Origin of the sequence: Colwellia sp. PAMC 21821 (assembly GCF_002077175.1) — a bacterium.
In the GTDB taxonomy this organism is placed as follows: Bacteria; Pseudomonadota; Gammaproteobacteria; order Enterobacterales; family Alteromonadaceae; genus Cognaticolwellia.
In genome coordinates this window covers 3808372-3827352 of record NZ_CP014943.1, presented here as the reverse complement: position 1 = coordinate 3827352, position 18981 = coordinate 3808372, and the positions used below count along the sequence as shown (strand labels likewise).

General features: G+C 39.3%; 15 protein-coding genes. 2 read left to right on the top strand and 13 right to left on the bottom strand.

Translation table 11 applies throughout. The annotated features are described in order from the left end of the window. Window positions 1-9: 9 nt before the first annotated feature. Complete coding sequence (locus A3Q33_RS16235) at window positions 10-501, bottom strand: GNAT family N-acetyltransferase (protein WP_231295711.1); 492 nt, start codon at window positions 499-501, stop codon at window positions 10-12. 194 nt (window positions 502-695) lie between these two features. Between A3Q33_RS16235 and A3Q33_RS16230 the strand changes: the two genes are divergently transcribed. Beyond that, window positions 696-2552: a DUF885 domain-containing protein gene (locus tag A3Q33_RS16230; protein ID WP_081180850.1), complete on the top strand. Its 1857-nt coding sequence runs from the start codon at window positions 696-698 to the stop codon at window positions 2550-2552. A gap of 182 nt (window positions 2553-2734) precedes the next feature. Continuing rightward, the gene (locus A3Q33_RS16225) at window positions 2735-3199 is read left to right on the top strand and encodes a methyltransferase family protein (protein ID WP_196797979.1); all 465 of its coding nucleotides are present in this window, start codon (window positions 2735-2737) and stop codon (window positions 3197-3199) included. 161 nt (window positions 3200-3360) lie between these two features. Here A3Q33_RS16225 and A3Q33_RS16220 read toward each other — a convergent pair whose 3' ends face one another. From A3Q33_RS16220 to bamA, 12 genes are all read right to left on the bottom strand, one after another. Then, window positions 3361-3930: a PhnA domain-containing protein gene (locus A3Q33_RS16220; RefSeq protein WP_081180848.1), complete on the bottom strand. Its 570-nt coding sequence runs from the start codon at window positions 3928-3930 to the stop codon at window positions 3361-3363. Window positions 3931-4120: 190 nt separating this feature from the next. After that, entirely contained in the window at window positions 4121-5344 is a 1224-nt protein-coding gene (gene sstT / locus A3Q33_RS16215) for a serine/threonine transporter SstT (RefSeq protein ID WP_081180847.1), read from the bottom strand. 107 nt (window positions 5345-5451) lie between these two features. Beyond that, window positions 5452-6828, bottom strand: a complete 1377-nt coding sequence (gene tilS / locus A3Q33_RS16210) for a tRNA lysidine(34) synthetase TilS (protein WP_081180846.1) — start codon at window positions 6826-6828, stop codon at window positions 5452-5454. Window positions 6829-6918: 90 nt separating this feature from the next. Next, window positions 6919-7875: an acetyl-CoA carboxylase carboxyl transferase subunit alpha gene (accA, locus tag A3Q33_RS16205; protein WP_081180845.1), complete on the bottom strand. Its 957-nt coding sequence runs from the start codon at window positions 7873-7875 to the stop codon at window positions 6919-6921. Window positions 7876-7925: 50 nt separating this feature from the next. Continuing rightward, complete coding sequence (dnaE, locus tag A3Q33_RS16200; protein ID WP_081182697.1) at window positions 7926-11435, bottom strand: DNA polymerase III subunit alpha; 3510 nt, start codon at window positions 11433-11435, stop codon at window positions 7926-7928. A 53-nt stretch (window positions 11436-11488) separates the two neighbouring features. After that, window positions 11489-12136, bottom strand: a complete 648-nt coding sequence (rnhB, locus tag A3Q33_RS16195) for a ribonuclease HII (protein WP_081180844.1) — start codon at window positions 12134-12136, stop codon at window positions 11489-11491. A gap of 18 nt (window positions 12137-12154) precedes the next feature. After that, window positions 12155-13303 (bottom strand): lipid-A-disaccharide synthase, encoded by a 1149-nt coding sequence (lpxB, locus tag A3Q33_RS16190; protein WP_081182695.1) that lies wholly within the window; start codon window positions 13301-13303, stop codon window positions 12155-12157. Window positions 13304-13367: 64 nt separating this feature from the next. Further along, window positions 13368-14156, bottom strand: coding sequence for an acyl-ACP--UDP-N-acetylglucosamine O-acyltransferase (lpxA, locus tag A3Q33_RS16185; RefSeq protein ID WP_081180843.1), 789 nt, complete (start codon window positions 14154-14156; stop codon window positions 13368-13370). Between the two features lies 1 nt (window position 14157). Further along, the gene (gene fabZ, locus A3Q33_RS16180) at window positions 14158-14610 is read right to left on the bottom strand and encodes a 3-hydroxyacyl-ACP dehydratase FabZ (RefSeq protein ID WP_081180842.1); all 453 of its coding nucleotides are present in this window, start codon (window positions 14608-14610) and stop codon (window positions 14158-14160) included. 23 nt (window positions 14611-14633) lie between these two features. After that, window positions 14634-15656, bottom strand: a complete 1023-nt coding sequence (gene lpxD / locus A3Q33_RS16175; RefSeq protein ID WP_081180841.1) for a UDP-3-O-(3-hydroxymyristoyl)glucosamine N-acyltransferase — start codon at window positions 15654-15656, stop codon at window positions 14634-14636. 183 nt (window positions 15657-15839) lie between these two features. After that, entirely contained in the window at window positions 15840-16358 is a 519-nt protein-coding gene (locus A3Q33_RS16170; RefSeq protein ID WP_081180840.1) for an OmpH/Skp family outer membrane protein, read from the bottom strand. Between the two features lie 142 nt (window positions 16359-16500). Continuing rightward, the gene (bamA, locus tag A3Q33_RS16165) at window positions 16501-18975 is read right to left on the bottom strand and encodes an outer membrane protein assembly factor BamA (protein ID WP_081180839.1); all 2475 of its coding nucleotides are present in this window, start codon (window positions 18973-18975) and stop codon (window positions 16501-16503) included. Window positions 18976-18981: the final 6 nt, after the last annotated feature.

Below are 18981 nucleotides of genomic sequence, written 5' to 3'. Positions count from 1 at the left end.
ATTCAACAATTATCCCACCCACTGCCAGCGCATTTGAAACTCAAGTTCGTTGCTATCAATAACCACAAAGTCGTGACGTAAATATAATTCTTTGGCTGGATTATTTAACAGCACATTTAAGGTAATATCGAGCTTTTTTTCTTGAGCTTTACGCTTCACTAACCCAAGCACTCGACTGCCAATACCTAGGCCTTGGTATTGAGGTATTAACTGGAATTGACGTATATGAATTTTATCGGAAAATAAGCCTAGCTTAAGTAATCCAATGGTTTTGTTTTGGTATAAAATAATGTTCGAATCAGAAAAAAATTCATCAATGCGTTGCATATGCGAATGATCATCGATATAAATTCCAGCCGCTTTTAAATGCGCATTCATCGATGTTTTTCGTAATGTTAAAAGAAAAGCTCTATCGTTTGCTATTGCCCGTCGAAAACTAATAATCGCGGCACGCTTTTCACTAACACTTTTACTTTCCAGCACTTTGTTTATTGATGACATTGAACGCGAATAATTTATCCATTAATGATACTACTATAGCAAGTTGATATATGAGGTAAACCCTAAATAGATCACCGCAAATAAACAACAGTTCTGGAAAGCTATCGCAAAAAAGATACCACTGAACGCTGCATGCTTGATCGTCAGCGCAAGATAACGGCAATATAGCTTATAAATTAAAATAGGAAATCATCATGACCTTCAATAAATCACTCATTGTTATCTCAATTACCGCGGTATTATCTGTTGCTTGCAGTAATGAGACGACACAAATAGCTAAAGGCAATAATGCACTTGCAATGCCATCTGCATTAGCAAAAACTGATCTCACAGTTAGCGCTTCTCAAGCAGCAAATGAGCTATTTGACACTATTTTTATGGAAGGTGTTAATCGTAACCCTGTCAGACAAACCTATCTTGGCATCAAAACTGACTATGATAAGTGGCAAAACCTTTCAGAGGAAAACAGTGCGAAGGAATTGGCTTTTGCAAAACAAGCACTACAACGTATACAAGTTATAAACCTTAACAATCTTGATAAGCAAACAACGTTAAGTTACGAGCTTTTATCACAAAAATTAGAACAACAAATTGCTGACTACCCTTGGCGCCATCATAACTACCCAGTTAACCAAATGTTTGGGGTACATTCTCAAATACCAGCGTTATTGATCAACCAACACAGTATTAAAGATACTAAGCAAGCTCATGACTATATTGCTCGCGTAAAAAACTCAAAAGTCTTGCTTGAACAATTAATAGAGCAACTTAAAATAAGAGCAGATAAAGGCATTATCGCCCCAAAATTTGTTTTTGGTCATGTGATCCGAGATTCTAAAAACTTAACGATTGGCGCGCCTTTTGATAACGGTGAAGAAAGTACCTTGTATGCTGATTTTACAAAAAAGATAGCAGAATTAGATATTGCTGAAACAGAAAAAGAATCGTTAACCGCCGAATTATCAATGGCTTTAACCTCTGAATTTAAAGCGGGTTATCAGCAATTAGTCCGTTATTTAACTGAGCTTGAAAAACAAGCAGACACGACTGATGGCGCGTGGAAGTTTCCAAACGGTGATAAATTTTATAACAATGCTTTAACTCGCACGACCACCACTAATTTAACTGCTGATGAAATTCATAAAATTGGCTTAGATGAAGTCGCTCGTATACACGATGAAATGCGCGTAATCATGAAAAAAGTAGGGTTTAAAGGCTCGTTGAATGAGTTTTTCCAATTTATGCGACACGACCCACAGTTTTATTATGCCGGAGATGAAGCCGGACGTCAGCGTTATTTAACTGAAGCAACAGCATTAATTAACACCATGAAAGGTGAATTGGATCAGCTATTTATTACCAAACCTAAAGCAGATTTAAAAGTTAAAAAAGTAGAAGCGTTTAGAGAGAAATCTGCGGGTAAAGCATTTTATCAACAACCGGCACCTGATGGCTCACGCCCAGGCATATACTACGCGAATCTTTATGACATGGAAGCCATGCCGACATACCAAATGGAAGCTTTAGCTTACCATGAGGGGATTCCTGGACATCATATGCAAATAGCACTGAAACAAGAGCTAGAAGGCATTCCAAAGTTCAGAAAATTTGGTGGTTACACAGCTTACAGCGAAGGTTGGGGTTTATATTCAGAGATGATCCCGAAAGAGATTGGCTTTTATCAAGACCCATATTCTGACTTTGGTCGTTTAGCGATGGAATTATGGCGAGCTTGTCGCTTAGTGGTTGATACGGGTATTCACAATAAAAAATGGGACCGTGCCCAAGGTATCGAATATTACGTCAGTAACACACCTAATGCCGAATCAGATGCGATAAAAATGGTCGAGCGCCATGTCGTTATGCCATCACAAGCAACTGCTTATAAAATTGGTATGTTGAAAATTGTTGAGCTACGAGCAAAAGCAAAGCAACAATTAGGCGACAAATTTGATATTCGCGAGTTCCATGATGTTGTACTAACAAATGGTGCCGTACCACTTAACGTGCTTGAAGATATGGTTAATGACTATATCGCGGATAATAGCTAAAACTATTCAGCACTCAATACTATTATTTGTTAATTTTATCATCAGATAAGGTATAAAATATAATAAACTTTACAAACGCCAAACGCATAAGCCTTTGGCGTTTGTATTTTATCTGCTTTCAAATAAAGCTTCATCGGAGCATTATAGTGCTCCAAGGCTTTAAACCCCCACAAGGAATGAGAATGGAGCTAAAAGTAATCCCTATTGTGCAAGTGGTCATTGCCATGATATTAATGGCACTAGTACAAGGCTTTTTACCGACGCTAAACTACAGCGATATTATTAATCCAAACATCAACTTAACGTTGGTAACGCTATTAGTCTTTATTGCGATATTAATCGGCTTTCTTGCCATTTATAGCTTCCGAAAACATCAAACAACGGTCAATCCGAGTAAACCCGAAACATCATCTCAGGTGGTTGATAGCGGTATATATCAATATTCTAGAAACCCAATGTATTTGGCGATGCTTTTAGCATTACTGGCTTATGCTTGTTATCTTACAAACCTTTTAACGTTTCTTATTTGTGGGCTTTTTATTTGGTATATAGGAAAATATCAAATTACACCAGAAGAGCGCATGCTAACTAAGCTTTTTGGCCAAGATTACACTAACTATAAAAACAGTGTTCGACGTTGGCTATAACCCTTAGCTGTTATTTTATTGTTCCTAAAAAAAGCCGTAAACAAAAGCACTAAACAAAAAAGCACTATCCAGCGATAGCGCTGTTAGTGCTTTTTTTAAGATTTTGGTTATCTAGGTTTTAAAAGCTTAGCGCTTAAGATATTAATTATTCAGGCTTAGGTTTACGCTTTCTTTAAATAGCTCGCAACTAGCACGATACGCGTACCATTTACTTTACCTTCAATATGCTCTGGGTTATCCGTTAAGCTGATACCGCGAACCATAGTGCCTTGCTTAGCGGTAAAATTAGCGCCTTTAACTTTTAGATCTTTAATCAGGGTGACATTATCGCCATCTTGCAAATCAGCGCCATTGCTATCGCGTGTTGGCCCTTCTCGTTCTGCGGCTGCTATGCCCTGCTCAGCCCAAGTTTTAACAGCATCTTCTAGATAAATCATATCTAAGGCATCTTGCGCCCAGCTTTCAGCTGACAATTTATGCAACATACGATAAGCCATTACTTGTACTGCTGGCTCTTGGTTCCACATGGCGTCAGTTAAACAACGCATATGATTAATATCAAGTTCCGCATTGCCTTCAACCTGCCCTAAACATATATCACACAAATAAATACTTTGTTGAGCACTTAAGTCACTAGTTGGTGGTACTGGAAATACCGATAAGTTGGCAGGTGAAGTACATAGTTCACAGCTATTATTGCTGCGTGCTTTCAAAGCATTTTCTGTTGGCATAAAAGGTTCTCCCTAAATTTTTTCGCTATTATGCTCTTAATTTACCGATTTAAAAAGTGCAGATTATTAACGCAGGGAAATTAATGCCAATGGCAATTTATCTAATGAAGGGATTTTAATAAGATTTTTAAAGGTATACACAAGCTTTGCTACTTTAAAACGTAAAAGTAGCAAAGCTAGTCAGCAGGATTTAATCTAGATTTTTAGTGATATGGTGCGACGCTGCGGCAGTAAAAACAACATCTGTCGAGCTATTTAATGCCGTTTCTGCTGAGTCTTGAATTACACCGATAATAAATCCTATCGCGACTACTTGCATTGCAATATCAGTATTAATACCAAACAAGCCACAAGCTAATGGAATAAGCAGTAATGAACCACCGGCAACACCTGAAGCCCCACACGCTGATACGGCTGCAATAACACTCAGTAGAATAGCCGTAGCAAAATCAACTTCAATATTTAAAGTGTTCGCGGCGGCAAGTGTTAAAACAGTAATAGTAATAGCCGCGCCAGCCATATTGATAGTGGCACCTAAAGGGATAGAAACCGAATAAGTATCTTCATGTAAATCAAGCTTTTCACATAACTCCATATTTACTGGAATATTAGCGGCTGAACTACGGGTAAAGAACGCGGTAATGCCTGATTCTTTTAAACAGGTTAACACTAATGGGTACGGGTTTTTACGCATAATAAAATACACGATTAGCGGATTTACTATCAGGGCAATAATAAGCATTGAGCCTAAAAGTACTAACACTAAATGGCTAAACTCACCTAAGGTGTCAAAGCCGGTTGTCGCTACCGTATTAGCGACTAAGCCCATAATACCTAGTGGCGCAAAACGAATAACTAATTTTACTACGCTTGAAATAGCTTCGGCAAAATCATGCACCATCACTTTGGTTGAATCACTGCCCTTTTTCAGCGCAAAGCCTAAACCTAAGCCCCAGGCTAAAATACCAATAAAGTTCCCGGTAATAACCGCGTTAAAAGGGTTATCAACAATTTTAAATGCCAACGTTGTTAAAACTTCACCTAAGCCTTGCGGCGGATTAGCACTAGCGCCAACAATATCTAATGTAAGTTGTACAGGAAACATAAAACTTAGGGCAACTGCGACTAATGCAGCACTGATAGTACCGATTAAATACAAGCCTACAATAGGCTTTAAGTTGGCTTCGCTATTAGGCTTTTGGTTCGCAATAGACGAAGCAACTAATACTAAAACCAAAATAGGGGCAACCGCTTTCAATGCATTGACAAATAAGCTGCCTAATATGGAAAATGACATCGCTAAATCTGGGGAAATAAGTGCTATAAAAATCCCAAAAATAATGGCAATGATAATTTGATTTACAATGTTAATAGATTTTAGCTTACTAAAAAGTGAATGATTTTCTGTTGTCATAATTTTTCTTATTTGAGTTGTTGTACGTATGATCACGCTAACGTGTCGAGCCGATTTTTTACCACTTTATTACGGTTACTGTCTAGTATATTCGTTGTATGGTTGCTTTAAAAAGACGGTTCGCTGTCCCAGGAAACAATCAACGCCATTTCAGAGCTACTTGCTAAAAAAGCTTTACAAACAAAGTGCCCTACTGCGGCAACTAATTCATCATCATAATATATAAACGGTAACCTTTTTCGTTGCCATGGTGGAATAGCAAGTTCTTGTAAAACCTTTTTTAAAGCCCGTGAATGCTGTCGATATTGCGGTAAGCATGTCGGATTATCATGAGAAAACCTAACGCTGACTAGTTGGTTAGCAGTGGGCTGCTTTATTGCAGTTTGCCAATTACTTTGTGTTGTAACTTGCGCTGAATTTATCGAGAAATTTAATACGCCTAACTGATCTGGAAGCTGAACAGTTAACCGGCTTTTATCCGGTTGGCAACCCAAGTCTACGCTGTGTTGCCATGATGTAATATCCTGATAAATAGGGGTTAAGTACAAGTTATCCTGAAAGCGTCTAAAACAACAATTAGCGAGTTGAATAACGGGGGATTTATCAACATCAGCATTAAGTTGTTGGCATATTTGTGCTAACTGCTGACGAGTGGGCATTAAAAAATTATAACTAGATAAAAAATAGCGTAAAAGATTTTTAAGGCGTGGCTCGCTTAGCTTATTTAAATGCGCAACCGAAAGCTTGCAAGCTGAAAGCTGACAGTCAGCTAAATCTTGCTGGGCTAACTCATCAAGTAATTGTTGCGCTTCAACACAATGCTCTGCACTGCGCGCAATGGTCTTATTGATACTTGGCCAACGTTCATTTAGTTTAGGTAAAATCTGATGACGCAAAAAGTTTCGATCATAGTGCTCATCAGTATTAGACTCATCTTCAATCCAGCTTAGCTTTTGTTGATTTGCGTAGTCAACTATATCGTTACGTGAAACGGTTAACAGCGGACGAGCTAATGTGTGCTGTGCTAATGTCGAACTTACCAGCATTGCCGATAAACCTTTAACCCCTGCGCCACGCTTTAATGCCAATAAAAATGTTTCGGCTTGATCATTAAGATGATGGCCCGTCACAATAATTGCTGGCTCCGCACTTGCTTTAATTAACACTTGATAACGTGCATCACGTGCCATCGCTTCTAAGCTGTGTTGGGCTTGTTTCTTTAAATGTAGTTTATGCGTGATCAGTGGTAGCGCAAAACTATCACACTGCTGTTGAGCGAAAGCTTGCCAAGTATCGGCATGAGGACTTAAACCGTGATTAACATGACAAACAACAACAGGGTTAGGAAGTTGCCCCTGTTGTTTTAATTTTGCCAATGCCACCAATAGCACTTGTGAATCTACGCCACCGCTATAGGCAATAATAATAGTTTTGTCTGGTGTGCTTTTAAAAAACTGCACCAGCGTTGATTCAATTATATTCACAGGTTCAAAATATTAGGTAAAAGTGTTGTTGCGAGGGTTATGTTAGTAAAGACAATAAAAAGCGACCTGTTGAGGTCGCTTATGTTGAACTTAACAGTAGCCGAACGACATTAACTTGTCATAACGACTTTCAATTAGCTCTTCGTTAGACAGTTTATCAAGCTCCGCAAGATCAGATTTTAATGCTTGCTTTAGAAATGCAGCCATTTGGTCCATATCACGATGAGCACCACCTAGGGGTTCTTCAACGATACTATCAATAAGACCTAATTCCTTGATACGTTTAGCCGTAATACCCATAGCTTCTGCTGCTGTTGGTGCCTTCTCAGCAGTCTTCCACAAAATAGAAGCACAGCCTTCAGGAGAAATAACAGAATAAGTTGAATACTCAAGCATGTTAACTTTATCGCCAACACCAATGGCAAGTGCGCCGCCAGAACCACCTTCACCGATAACGGTACAAATGATTGGCACATTCAATCGAGACATCACTTTTAAGTTCATCGCAATGGCTTCACTTTGGCCACGTTCTTCCGCGCCAATACCTGGGTAGGCACCTGGCGTATCAATGAAAGTGATAATAGGCATTTTAAAACGCTCTGCCATTCTCATTAAACGTAAGGCTTTGCGGTAACCTTCAGGACGAGGCATACCAAAGTTACGTTTTACTTTTTCATTAGTAGAACGACCCTTTTGGTGACCAATGACCATTACCGGTCGGCCATCTAAACGGGCAGTACCACCAACAATAGCTCTATCGTCGGCATACGCTCTATCACCAGCGAGTTCATCGAACTCAGTAAAAATACGTGGCAAATAATCTAAGGTATATGGACGTTGCGGATGACGTGCAACTCGTGCCGTTTGCCAAGGATCTAAGCTAGCGAAAATCTTTTTAGTTAGCTCGTTATTTTTCCCTCGCAACTGAGAAATTTGATCTTCTAAATCAAGATCGAGTTCTTGGCCATTGTTGACCAATTGCAATTCTTCAATTTTCGCTTCAAGTTCCGCAATTGGAAGCTCAAAATCTAAAAAATTTAATGACATATGATTATTCTTACCTATGTTGTCTTTGAGTACCGTTATTAAAACGCTACCTATTTAAATTTTAACTCGACTTGCTCTTCACCCAATAGGGTTTTCAAATCGTATAATAGCATGTCGGTTGGCGATACGCGCCACTGTACCCCTAACTCTAGCATACCTTTCGCTTCATCTCTTTGATAAAAAACACGAATTGGGCAAATACCATCTTTATAGGGCGTAAGTACCTGTGTAAACTGCTCGATAAATCGTCCCGAAAGCTGATTTTTATCGATTTGTAAATCTAATGACGTGACATAATTCTCACGTGCATCAGCAATGGTCATTATGTCTCGAGCGGTCATTGTAATACCCCCAGAGTAATCATCAAAGCTGACCTGTCCGCTACAGACTAAAATTGCATCAGAAATAAGCAATTCTGCGAACCTATCGTAGTCATCTGGGAATAAACGAATATCCATTCGGGCACTTTTGTCGTCTAATGTTACCAATGCCCAACGACGACCACGTTTATTCACTAAAACCCGCACAGCAAGTACCAAACCTACAGCAACGGTAGTTTTATCTTTATTTGTTGGTTGTAAGCTCACTAAACGTCCTGTTGCATAACGTTTAATTTCACTTAAATAACGATTTATAGGGTGACCCGTTAAATATAAACCTAAAGTTTCTTTTTCGCCATCTAACCATCGTTGTTCAGGCCACTTAGCAACCTCTTTATAAACTTGTCTATTATCTGCTGGCTCTTCGTTTATTAAGCCAAACAAATCATTTTGCCCAATAGCTTGCGCTTTAGCATGTTGTTCAGCTGCTTTTAACGCCTCGGGTAAAGACTCAAATAAAGCCGCACGATGAGGACCATCTTTGGCATTGGGTCCAAGGGCATCCATAGCTCCCGACTTAATTAATTTTTCTAACACCCGTTTATTGATCTTTTTCAAGTCAACCCGAGCGCAAAAATCAAATAAATCAATAAACTCGCCGTCACTTTCACGCGCAGCGATTATTGCTTCAATTGGACCTTCACCAACGCCTTTTACAGCACCGATACCATAAATAATTTGGTCTTCATCATTAACCGTGAATTTATATTGCCCACGGTTTACATCCGGCGGCAATAAATCAAGCCCCATGTTGCTGCACTCGTCAACTAAGGTAACAATTTTCTCGGTGTTATCCATATCAGCTGACATTACCGCGGCCATAAAAGGCCCCGGAAAATGAGTTTTCATCCACAGAGTTTGATAAGACACTAAGGCATAAGCGGCAGAATGCGATTTATTAAAACCATAACCCGCAAACTTTTCAACTAAATCAAAGATTTTCATGGCTAGCTCGCCATCAACACCTCGACCTATCGCCCCTTCTTCAAAACCCGCTCGCTGCTTTGCCATTTCTTCTGGTTTTTTCTTACCCATGGCACGACGTAACATATCGGCGCCACCTAATGAATAGCCGGCCAGTACCTGCGCAATTTGCATAACCTGTTCTTGATAAAGAATAATACCGTAAGTCGGTTCAAGAATTGGTTTTAAGTCAAGATGTTGCCAAGTTTCATCTGGGTAACTAATAGCTTCACGGCCATGTTTACGTTCGATAAAGTTATCAACCATGCCTGATTGCAAAGGCCCAGGTCTAAACAGCGCCACCAATGCAATAATATCTTCAAAGCAATCAGGTTTTAATTTTGCGATCAGCGATTTCATACCGCTAGACTCAAGTTGGAAAACCGCGGTTGTTTCCGATTTTAATAGGACTTTAAAACTGGCTTTATCTTCGAGGTCAATTCCGGCTAAATTGATCGGTTCTTTACCCTGTTTTAACAATTTTTCGTCTGCCATTTCAATGGCCCACTGCAATATTGTTAAAGTACGTAAACCAAGAAAATCAAACTTAACTAAGCCGGCATCTTCAACATCATTTTTATCAAATTGCGTTACCGGGTTTTTCCCTTCTTCATCACAATAAAGCGGCGCAAAATCGGTGATTGTTGTCGGTGATATAACTACACCACCAGCATGTTTACCGGCATTTCGAGTTGTGCCTTCTAAAATTCGGCACATATCAATCAGATCTTTTACATCACTGTCTTGCGCATAAACCTCAGGTAACTTTGGCTCTTCTTCAAATGCTTTCGCTAATGTCATACCCGGCGTGGGTGGGATCAATTTGGAAATACGATCAACAAAACCATATGGATGACCCAGTACTCGACCCACATCTCGAATGACCGCTTTTGCCGCCATGGTACCAAAGGTAATGATTTGAGATACCGCATCACGGCCATACAACTCAGCAACGTGATCAATAACCTCATCGCGCCTATCCATACAAAAATCGATATCGAAATCAGGCATTGAAACACGTTCAGGGTTTAGAAATCGCTCAAAAAGTAAATCATACTCGAGCGGATCAAGATCGGTAATTTTTTGTGCATAAGCAACCAATGAACCAGCCCCTGAACCACGACCAGGACCGACAGGAATATTATTATCTTTACTCCATTGAATGAATTCCATCACGATCAAGAAATAACCGGGGAAACCCATATTATTGACAACTTTGAGCTCAATGGCTAAACGTTCATCGTAAGGTTTCCGTTTCTCGGCAAAGTCAGGCGCGTCTTTATCGAATAAGAATTCTAATCTTTCCTGTAAACCTTCTTCTGATACTTTGACTAAATAGTCTTCAATCGACAAACCTTCAGTAGGAAAGTCAGGTAATACATATTCACCTAAACGGACGGTAACATTACAGCGTTTTGCTATTTCTACTGAGTTAGCCAGCGCTTCGGGAATATCAGCAAAAAGCTCGACCATTTCCTCTTCGGATCGCAGGTATTGTTCTTTAGAATATTTTTTCGGACGGCGTTTATCATCTAAAGTAAAACCGTCATGTATGGCGACACGAATTTCATGGGCATCAAAGTCATTAGGACTTAAAAACATCACTTCATTGGTGGCAACTACAGGCAGGTCATGACTCGCGGCAAGTTCAACGGCAAGGTGAATATAGTTTTCTTCATCATTACGGTTGGTTCTGATCAGCTCAATGTAATAACAATTAGGAAAATATTGCAGATAAAACGCGAGCATTTCTTCAACAAACTCTCGATTACCTTTTAGCAGCGCTTTACCTACGTCACCTTCTCGGCCACCAGATAGCAAAATTAAGCCTTCTGCACGCTCAATTAACCAGTCTCTATCTAATACCGCTTTGCCCTGAATATGACCACGCAAATACGCTTTCGAAATTAATTCTGTTAAGTTTTTATACCCTACATTGCTGCTAGCTAAGACAACGAGACGAGACAACTCTCCTTCAAGCGCATCACTTTTAACCCAGAAGTCGCAACCAATAATAGGCTTTAGACCTGCACCATGTGCAGCATGATAATATTTAACAAGGCCACATAAATTTGTTTGGTCAGTTAATGCCATCGCAGGCATATTCAGTTCGGCAACACGGGCAACAATCGGCTTAACTTTCTTTAAACCGTCCGACATTGAATAATCGCTGTGTATTCTTAAATGAATAAACTTCGGATCACTTTGGGCTGGCATTACATCAGATTCAGCGATGGTTATTGTAGACTCAGATTCAGACATTTAGTGCTCTAATTATTATTATGCGTTGCTGTATTAGCGAGTACATTCGCGACAGGTTTGAAACTTCTACGATAACAGTCGAGCACCCCATGCTCGATAATTTTTTCTAGATGAGCTTTTGTCGGGTAACCTTTATGCTGTGCAAAACCATAATAGGGATAAAGTTTGTCTAATGCGACCATCTCGTCATCTCTAACGACTTTAGCTAAAATAGATGCGGCACTAATCTCTGATACGCGCGCGTCACCTTTTACTACACTTTGACTGGCAATATTACCACTTTCATGGGCAAATGTTGGGCAACGGTTACCATCGACCAACACATAATCAGGAGTCACATTTAAACCTTGCACAGCGCGTTGCATCGCCAACATGGTGGCATGAAGAATATTAAGCGTATCAATTTCTTCAGGAGAAGCACGGCCAATCGACCAAGCAATAGCACGTTGCTTAATTTCTCCCGATAAATGCTGTCTCTTTTTTTCTGAAAGCTTTTTTGAGTCCATTAAACCTTCAATAGGATTATCAGGATCTAATATAACGGCCGCGGTGACAACATCACCCACTAAGGGTCCTCGTCCAACTTCGTCAACACCGGCGATACAGTAGGCTACGGGATATTCAAAAGGCGGAAAAACTTTTTTAACTGCAGGCATAATTACTCGGGTTCAATATTATAATAAATCGATAACAGCTTTCGCGGCTTGTTCACTGGCGTTTTGCTTAAGCATTAAGTGAATATCAGTATAGGCTTGATTTAACGTTGACTGATCTTCAAACAAGCGTTCTTCAATTAAAGGAAGAATATTGGCGACGGTAACATCTGATTGCAATAGTTCAGGGACTAAACTTTTATTGGCCAGTAAATTGGGTAATGAAAACCACTTTAACTTAACAAAACTTTTAAACATGTGGTACGTCAATGGGTGAAATTTATAACAAATAACCATCGGCCGTTTTACTAGAGCTGCTTCTAAGGTTACTGTGCCAGAAGCCGTCAATAAGCAGTCACTCGCAGCCATTACCTGTTGAGTTTTACCAATAATAACGCTAACAGGTAAATCTGGTGCTATTTTTTGATGCAGTAAATTAAATTGCTGTGCTCTTTTCTCACTGATCATAGGTACAACAAATCTAAGCTCAACGCCGTTGGCTTGCTTTGTCGTTAATAATTTTTTCGCTGTCAGAAGAAACGGTTCAACTAATCTTGAAAGTTCGCCACCTCGACTACCGGGCATCAGTGCAAGTATTTTAGCTGACTCAGGCAGACAAAGCGCTTGTCGGGCCAAAAGCTTGTCTGAAACCAAAGGAATATCATCTGCTAGCGAATGACCAACGAAAGTACATGGAATTTGATGCTTATCATAAAACGCTTTTTCAAAAGGTAATAATGATAAAACCATATTAGTCGCTTTGGCAATTTTGAACACACGCTTTTCACGCCAAGCCCACACTGAAGGACTGACATAATGCACAGTTTTAATCGCCTGAGCTTTTAACTTAGCTTCTAAGGTTATATTAAAATCAGGTGCATCAATACCGATAAAAACGTTCGGTTTATTAGCAATAAAGAAATCACATAATGATTTTCGTATATGTAATAATCGGCGCAGTCGACCTAACACTTCAAACACGCCCATGACAGACAACTCTTCCATGTCGAATAGGCTTTCAAAGCCTAAAGCGAGCATTTTAGGGCCACCAATACCAATAAACTTAGCGTTTGGGTGAGTCAGTAGAAGTTGTTGCATCAAACCGGCACCTAAGGTATCGCCGGAATGCTCGCCAACGACAATAGCGAAAGTAACTGTTGAATTATTCATAGTTTGATTAGATGACAAATGGTTGTTCACTATGCGTGTTGAATTTACAGCCATGATCAGATCACTATCGGACAATGCCGCGGCTAGAGCTTTTAATAAAGTCAGTAAACAAGGTCAATTCAACCAAATCGTTTTCAGCACTTTTTATTTTTGCTATCGCTTCATCAACCGTTAACCCTTGACGATAAATCGCTTTATAGGCACGTTTGATTTGCAAAATAACGTCTGGATCAAATCCTCGACGCTTTAATCCTTCACTATTTAAGCCAAAAGGTTTTGCCGGTTGACCAGAGGCCATAATATAAGGAGGTACATCTTTAAGAATCAATGAATTGGCCGCAACAAAACAATGCGCACCAATATGACAGAACTGATGCACACCTGCCATACCACCAATAATAACATGATCACCAACATGCACGTGACCTGCAATTGAGGCACCATTAGCTAAAATACAGTTGCTACCCACCATGCAGTCATGAGCAACATGGGTGTAGGCCATGAATAAGTTATTGCTACCTATTTGGGTCAAGCTTTTATCTTGAACCGTACCACGATGCACAGTGCAGTTTTCGCGGAAGGTATTATTGTCACCGATGACTAATTCGGTCAATTCACCGGCATATTTCAAATCTTGACAATCTTCACCAATAGAAGCGAATTGAAAAATTCTATTGCCTTTGCCAATGGTAGTTGGGCCATTAATAACTACGTGCGAGCTGATATGACAATCATCTCCGATAACAACATTGGCTGCTATATGAGTCCATGGGCCAATTTTTACATTTTTACCGATAACCGCACCATCTTCAATAATAGCTTGCGGATGTATCAATGACGTTGAATTCACCATATTACAATGCCTTTCTTGCACACATTAAATCTGCAGAGCAGACTACTTTGCCGTCTACTCGCGCTTCACCATAAAACTTCCACATGCCACGACGTTCTTTTATCAACTCTAAATGCAAATGCATAGTATCGCCAGGATGAACCGGCTTTTTAAATTTGGCTTTATCAATTGAGGCAAACAAAAACAACTCACCTTCGGTTTTATCGGCAACAGATTTAAAGCCGAGAATACCACTAGCCTGAGCTAGCGCTTCAAGAATAAGTACACCTGGAAAAATTGAATAGCCTGGAAAATGCCCCATGAATGCGGGCTCATTAACCGTGACATTTTTAATCGCATGGATTGATTTTCCAGGCGTATAATCTAGTACACGATCAACTAATAAAAACGGGTAACGGTGTGGTATTAATGTTTTAATTTCTTCGACATCGATAATATTATTTTGCAATTCCAAAATTTGTTCCTCTATTGACTTAACTATGACGTCATCTTGCTAGCTTTTTCTAAAATATTTAACCGTTTAGTTAACGATTCTAGTTTTTTGATTCTAGCATTATTTTTGTGCCATTCTTTATTAGGTTGGCATGGCATACCAGACGAGTATACACCAGGCTCTGATAATGATTTTGTCACCATGGTCATACCGGTAAACACACAACCGTCAGCAATACTAATATGCCCGTTGATGCCAACGAGTCCGGCAATAACACAATTTTTACCAATCTCAGTACTGCCCGCTATTACACTACAAGCAGCCATGGCTGTATTCTCTCCGATTACAACATTATGAGCAATCTGTATTTGATTATCTAAAATAACACCGTTTTTAATAATGGTGTCACCTAAAGCGCCGCGATCTATGGTGGTACAGGCACCAATCTCAACATTATCACCAATAATTACCGTACCTAGTTGCGGAATTTTAACCCAACTACCTTTATTATTCGCATAACCAAAGCCGTCAGAGCCAATAACCGTATTAGCATGTACTGAGCAATTTTCGCCGATAACCACACCATGATAAACACTTACGTTTGACCAAATAGTTGAATTAGCACCTATTTGAGCAGCAATACCAATAAAACTACCTGCGCCGATACTGACACCATTTGAAAGACAAACACCGGCTTCAATGACCGCATTAGCGCCTATAGTCACATCCTCGCCAATAATAGCGCTATCATCGATAACGGCACTGGCATGAATGCTATTAGCAGGTTTAGGGCTTGTATCAAGTAACTGTGCAACTAAGGCATATCCCATATAGGGATTGGCCATGACTAAGGCGTTAGTATGACATTTTTCTGCTTCGGCCTCAGTAACAATAACCGCACTAGCCTTAGTTGTTGCCAGTTGTTCACTGTATTTACTATTGGCTAAAAAAGCGATTTGTCCAGATTTAGCTGCGACTAAGGTGGCAATACTAAATATCTCACATTGCCCGTCTCCTTGAACAACAGCCCCTATTTTTTTTGCTATATCGTCGAGAATGTAACTCATAAGAATAAACTTCTTTTAAATGTGCTCTAAAGTATAATTTTAAAGTATGGGCTTAAAGAAAAGCGTTAACCACCTTAGGGCTAAACGCAATATTCCGAATCAGTTGATTCGGAATATTAAATAGACGAGGAAGCAAAGAATAAAACCGAGTTGATTTTATTCACTTTACCTGAAAATAAATTATTATTTCAGTTTGCTAACTTGTTTAACGACTTCTTCAGTGATCGCAGTATCTGGTTTTGAATAAACAACAGCACTTTGTTCAAGCACTAAATCATAATCACCTTTAGCAGCAATATTATCAATTGCTTGACGAACTAATGCGATAATCTTGTTAGTTTCTTCATTTTTTCTAGCACCAGTGCTTTGTTGAAAAGCTTTACCTTTGGTTTGGTAATCTTGAAAAAGAACACCAATTTTGCCTTCTAATTCTTCAATATCTTTAGCACTCATTAAAGAACCATCACGCTTACGCTTTTCTTGAAGGTATTTAATATCTTGTTCAAGTTGTGCAAGTACGGCTTTTTCGTCTTTAAACTCTTCTTCTAAGCTTTTCATTACTGCCGCAGTTTGAGGGATTTTACCCATAACTTCTTGGAAATTTACTACGCCAATTTTTTGGTCAGCAGCCATAGCTGAACTTGCTAATATATAACCTGATGCTGCCGTAGCGATTGCGATAGATTTAATCAATTTTTTCAATTTTTACTCCTAAAATATTTTTAAATATTTTTGTATTTTTTTATTTATGCGGTAGTTATACCGTCTCAGTTAATTTGGTTCAAGCCTATTTATTTAAAGGTTGCCTAATTTTAGCAATTATCAGCCTTTATTTAGATAAAGCTTAAAAAGTTTGGCCAATATTAAAGCTAAAGAATTCAGTATCATCACCCTCTTCTTCTTTCAACGTTTTAGCGAAACTAAAAATCATCGGTCCCATCGGCGATAACCATTGCACAGATAAACCCGCAGATGCTCGGTAACGACCAACATCTGAGTAGTCTGCAATTTTGTCACTTTCAACGCTATTCAAATCGGCATAGTCGTCTAAATTAAACTCAGTGTCCCAAACATTACCCGCATCAATAAATATACTTGAGCGAACACTGTTACTAAAACCTTCATCTAGAAATGGTGTTGGTACAATAAGTTCAAGTCCTGCTATGGCAATAGCATTACCACCAACAGATCGCGTAGACGTTTGAATAAAGTCGTGATCAGGCCCTAAACAACAACCGCTTCCAGAGCCAACTGAATCAGGTGTCCCAGGAATTGAGGTTGGTCTACGATATATCGCACGTGGTCCAACAATGTTCGATTCAAAGCCTCTTAACGTACCTGAGCCACCAGCTCTAAAGTTTTCCCAAAACGGCAATACTTGATCGTTACCATCTACTGAGCCATAACCGTTACCATAACCTAGCTGAAACTTAGCTAAAACGGTCCAACGCTGGTCTCGGGTTAACGGGAAATACCACTTAGTATCTAAGTTAACTTTAAAGTAATTTACGTCTGAATTAGGCGTAGTCATCTTATAAGATAAACTTTGTTGCGAACCAGCAGTAGGAAATGTTCCGCGGTTTAGCGTAGAACGTGATATTGCGGCGTTAATATCAAAGTTTTCAAAAGTTAAACCACCATCAGGATCGTTTGGATCTGAATATAATTCATAAAACTTCTGAATTTGCTCGTAAGTTTCTAAGCGAGTAATACCATTATTTTTATAACCTAAGCCAAAGCTTAAACGCACATATTCATTAATAGGAAAACCTAAAGTCAGACCGACACCATAGGTTTTATTATTATATTCAACAAGGTTAGCGTTACCGGCGTCAAATTCCTGATAGAAAATATTACCACCTAACGAAACACCATCAACCGTAAAATATGGGTCAGTGTAAGAAACATTGGCACTTTTTGAGTAGCTAGAAGTATTAATGCTAAAACCTAAGCGATTACCCGTCCCCAAAAAGTTATTTTGTTGTATACCGGCATTTAAACTTAACTGTGTGGTTGAACCATAGCCAATACCTGCAGTAAATGAACCTGATGGTTGTTCTTTTACTGTAAAATCGATATCAACCAAGTCGTCTTCACCCGGTAATTGATTCGTTTCAAACTCTACCGTTTCCATATATGGTAAACGTTGTAGCCAAGCTTTTGAGCCTTCTACCAGGTTGTTTGATAACCAAGCACCTTCCATTTGACGCATTTCACGGCGTAAAACATGCTCGGCGGTAACATTGTTACCCTTAAAATTAATGCGATTTACATAAACGCGTTTACCAGGGTCGACTGACAAAACCAATTTTACGGTTTTATTTTCTTCGTCAATTTCTGGAATAGTCACCACTTTAGGGTAAGCATAACCATAGCGACCTAAAAACTTACTGACCAATTCTTCTGAATAAGTCACTAAGGCGCCATTATATAAAGCGTCAGTTTTAATTGGGGTAATAGCGCGAATAGTTTTTTCAAAGCCGGCCATATCACCAATAAAGTCAACTTCACTAACGGTATAAAGCTCACCCTCAGTTACGTTAAGCGTGATATATACCGCTTCTTTATTTGGGGTCATTGAAACTTGTGTTGAATCCACTTTATATTGCAAATAACCTCGGTCGAGGTAATAGCTTTGAATGGTTTCCATATCGCCTTGCAAGGTTTGCTTTTGATAGCGATCTTGCGCCATAAAGTCCCACCAAGGTGAATCATAAGTTAACTCAATACGCTCTAACAACTCAGCATCTGAAAACTTTTCATTACCAACGATATTAATTTGCTCTATCGCCGCCGCATCACCTTCTTTAAAAACAAAATCAATGTTAACGCGGTTACGAGGCAAGTGAGTTACATTGGCTTTTACATCAGCATTGTATTTACCCACACTGTGATAAAAGTCTTCCAAACCAACTTCAATACCTGAAATAACGGTCATATCAAGCGTTTCACCCACGCGAATATCACTGCCATCAAGGCTTTCGGTTAATTGTTCTTCTTTTAAATCTTTATTACCATCAAAGGTAATAGCACTTATCGTTGCTCTTTCTCGAACACGATAAATAACAGTGTTGGCATCTCTTGACACCACAACATCACTAAAGTGACCCGATTTATAAAGTGCTTTAATCGATTGTGAGACGCGAAATTCGTTTAAGTTATCGCCGACATTGAATGGGATATGCGTTAATGCTGCTCCCAGCGCTACACGCTGCAAGCCTTTAACTTGAATATCTTCAACTTGAAAATCTTCAGCGGCATGCACTGATGTTCCCAAACTACCTAATAATACCGCCAGGGCAAGTTTTTTAATAATCATAAAATA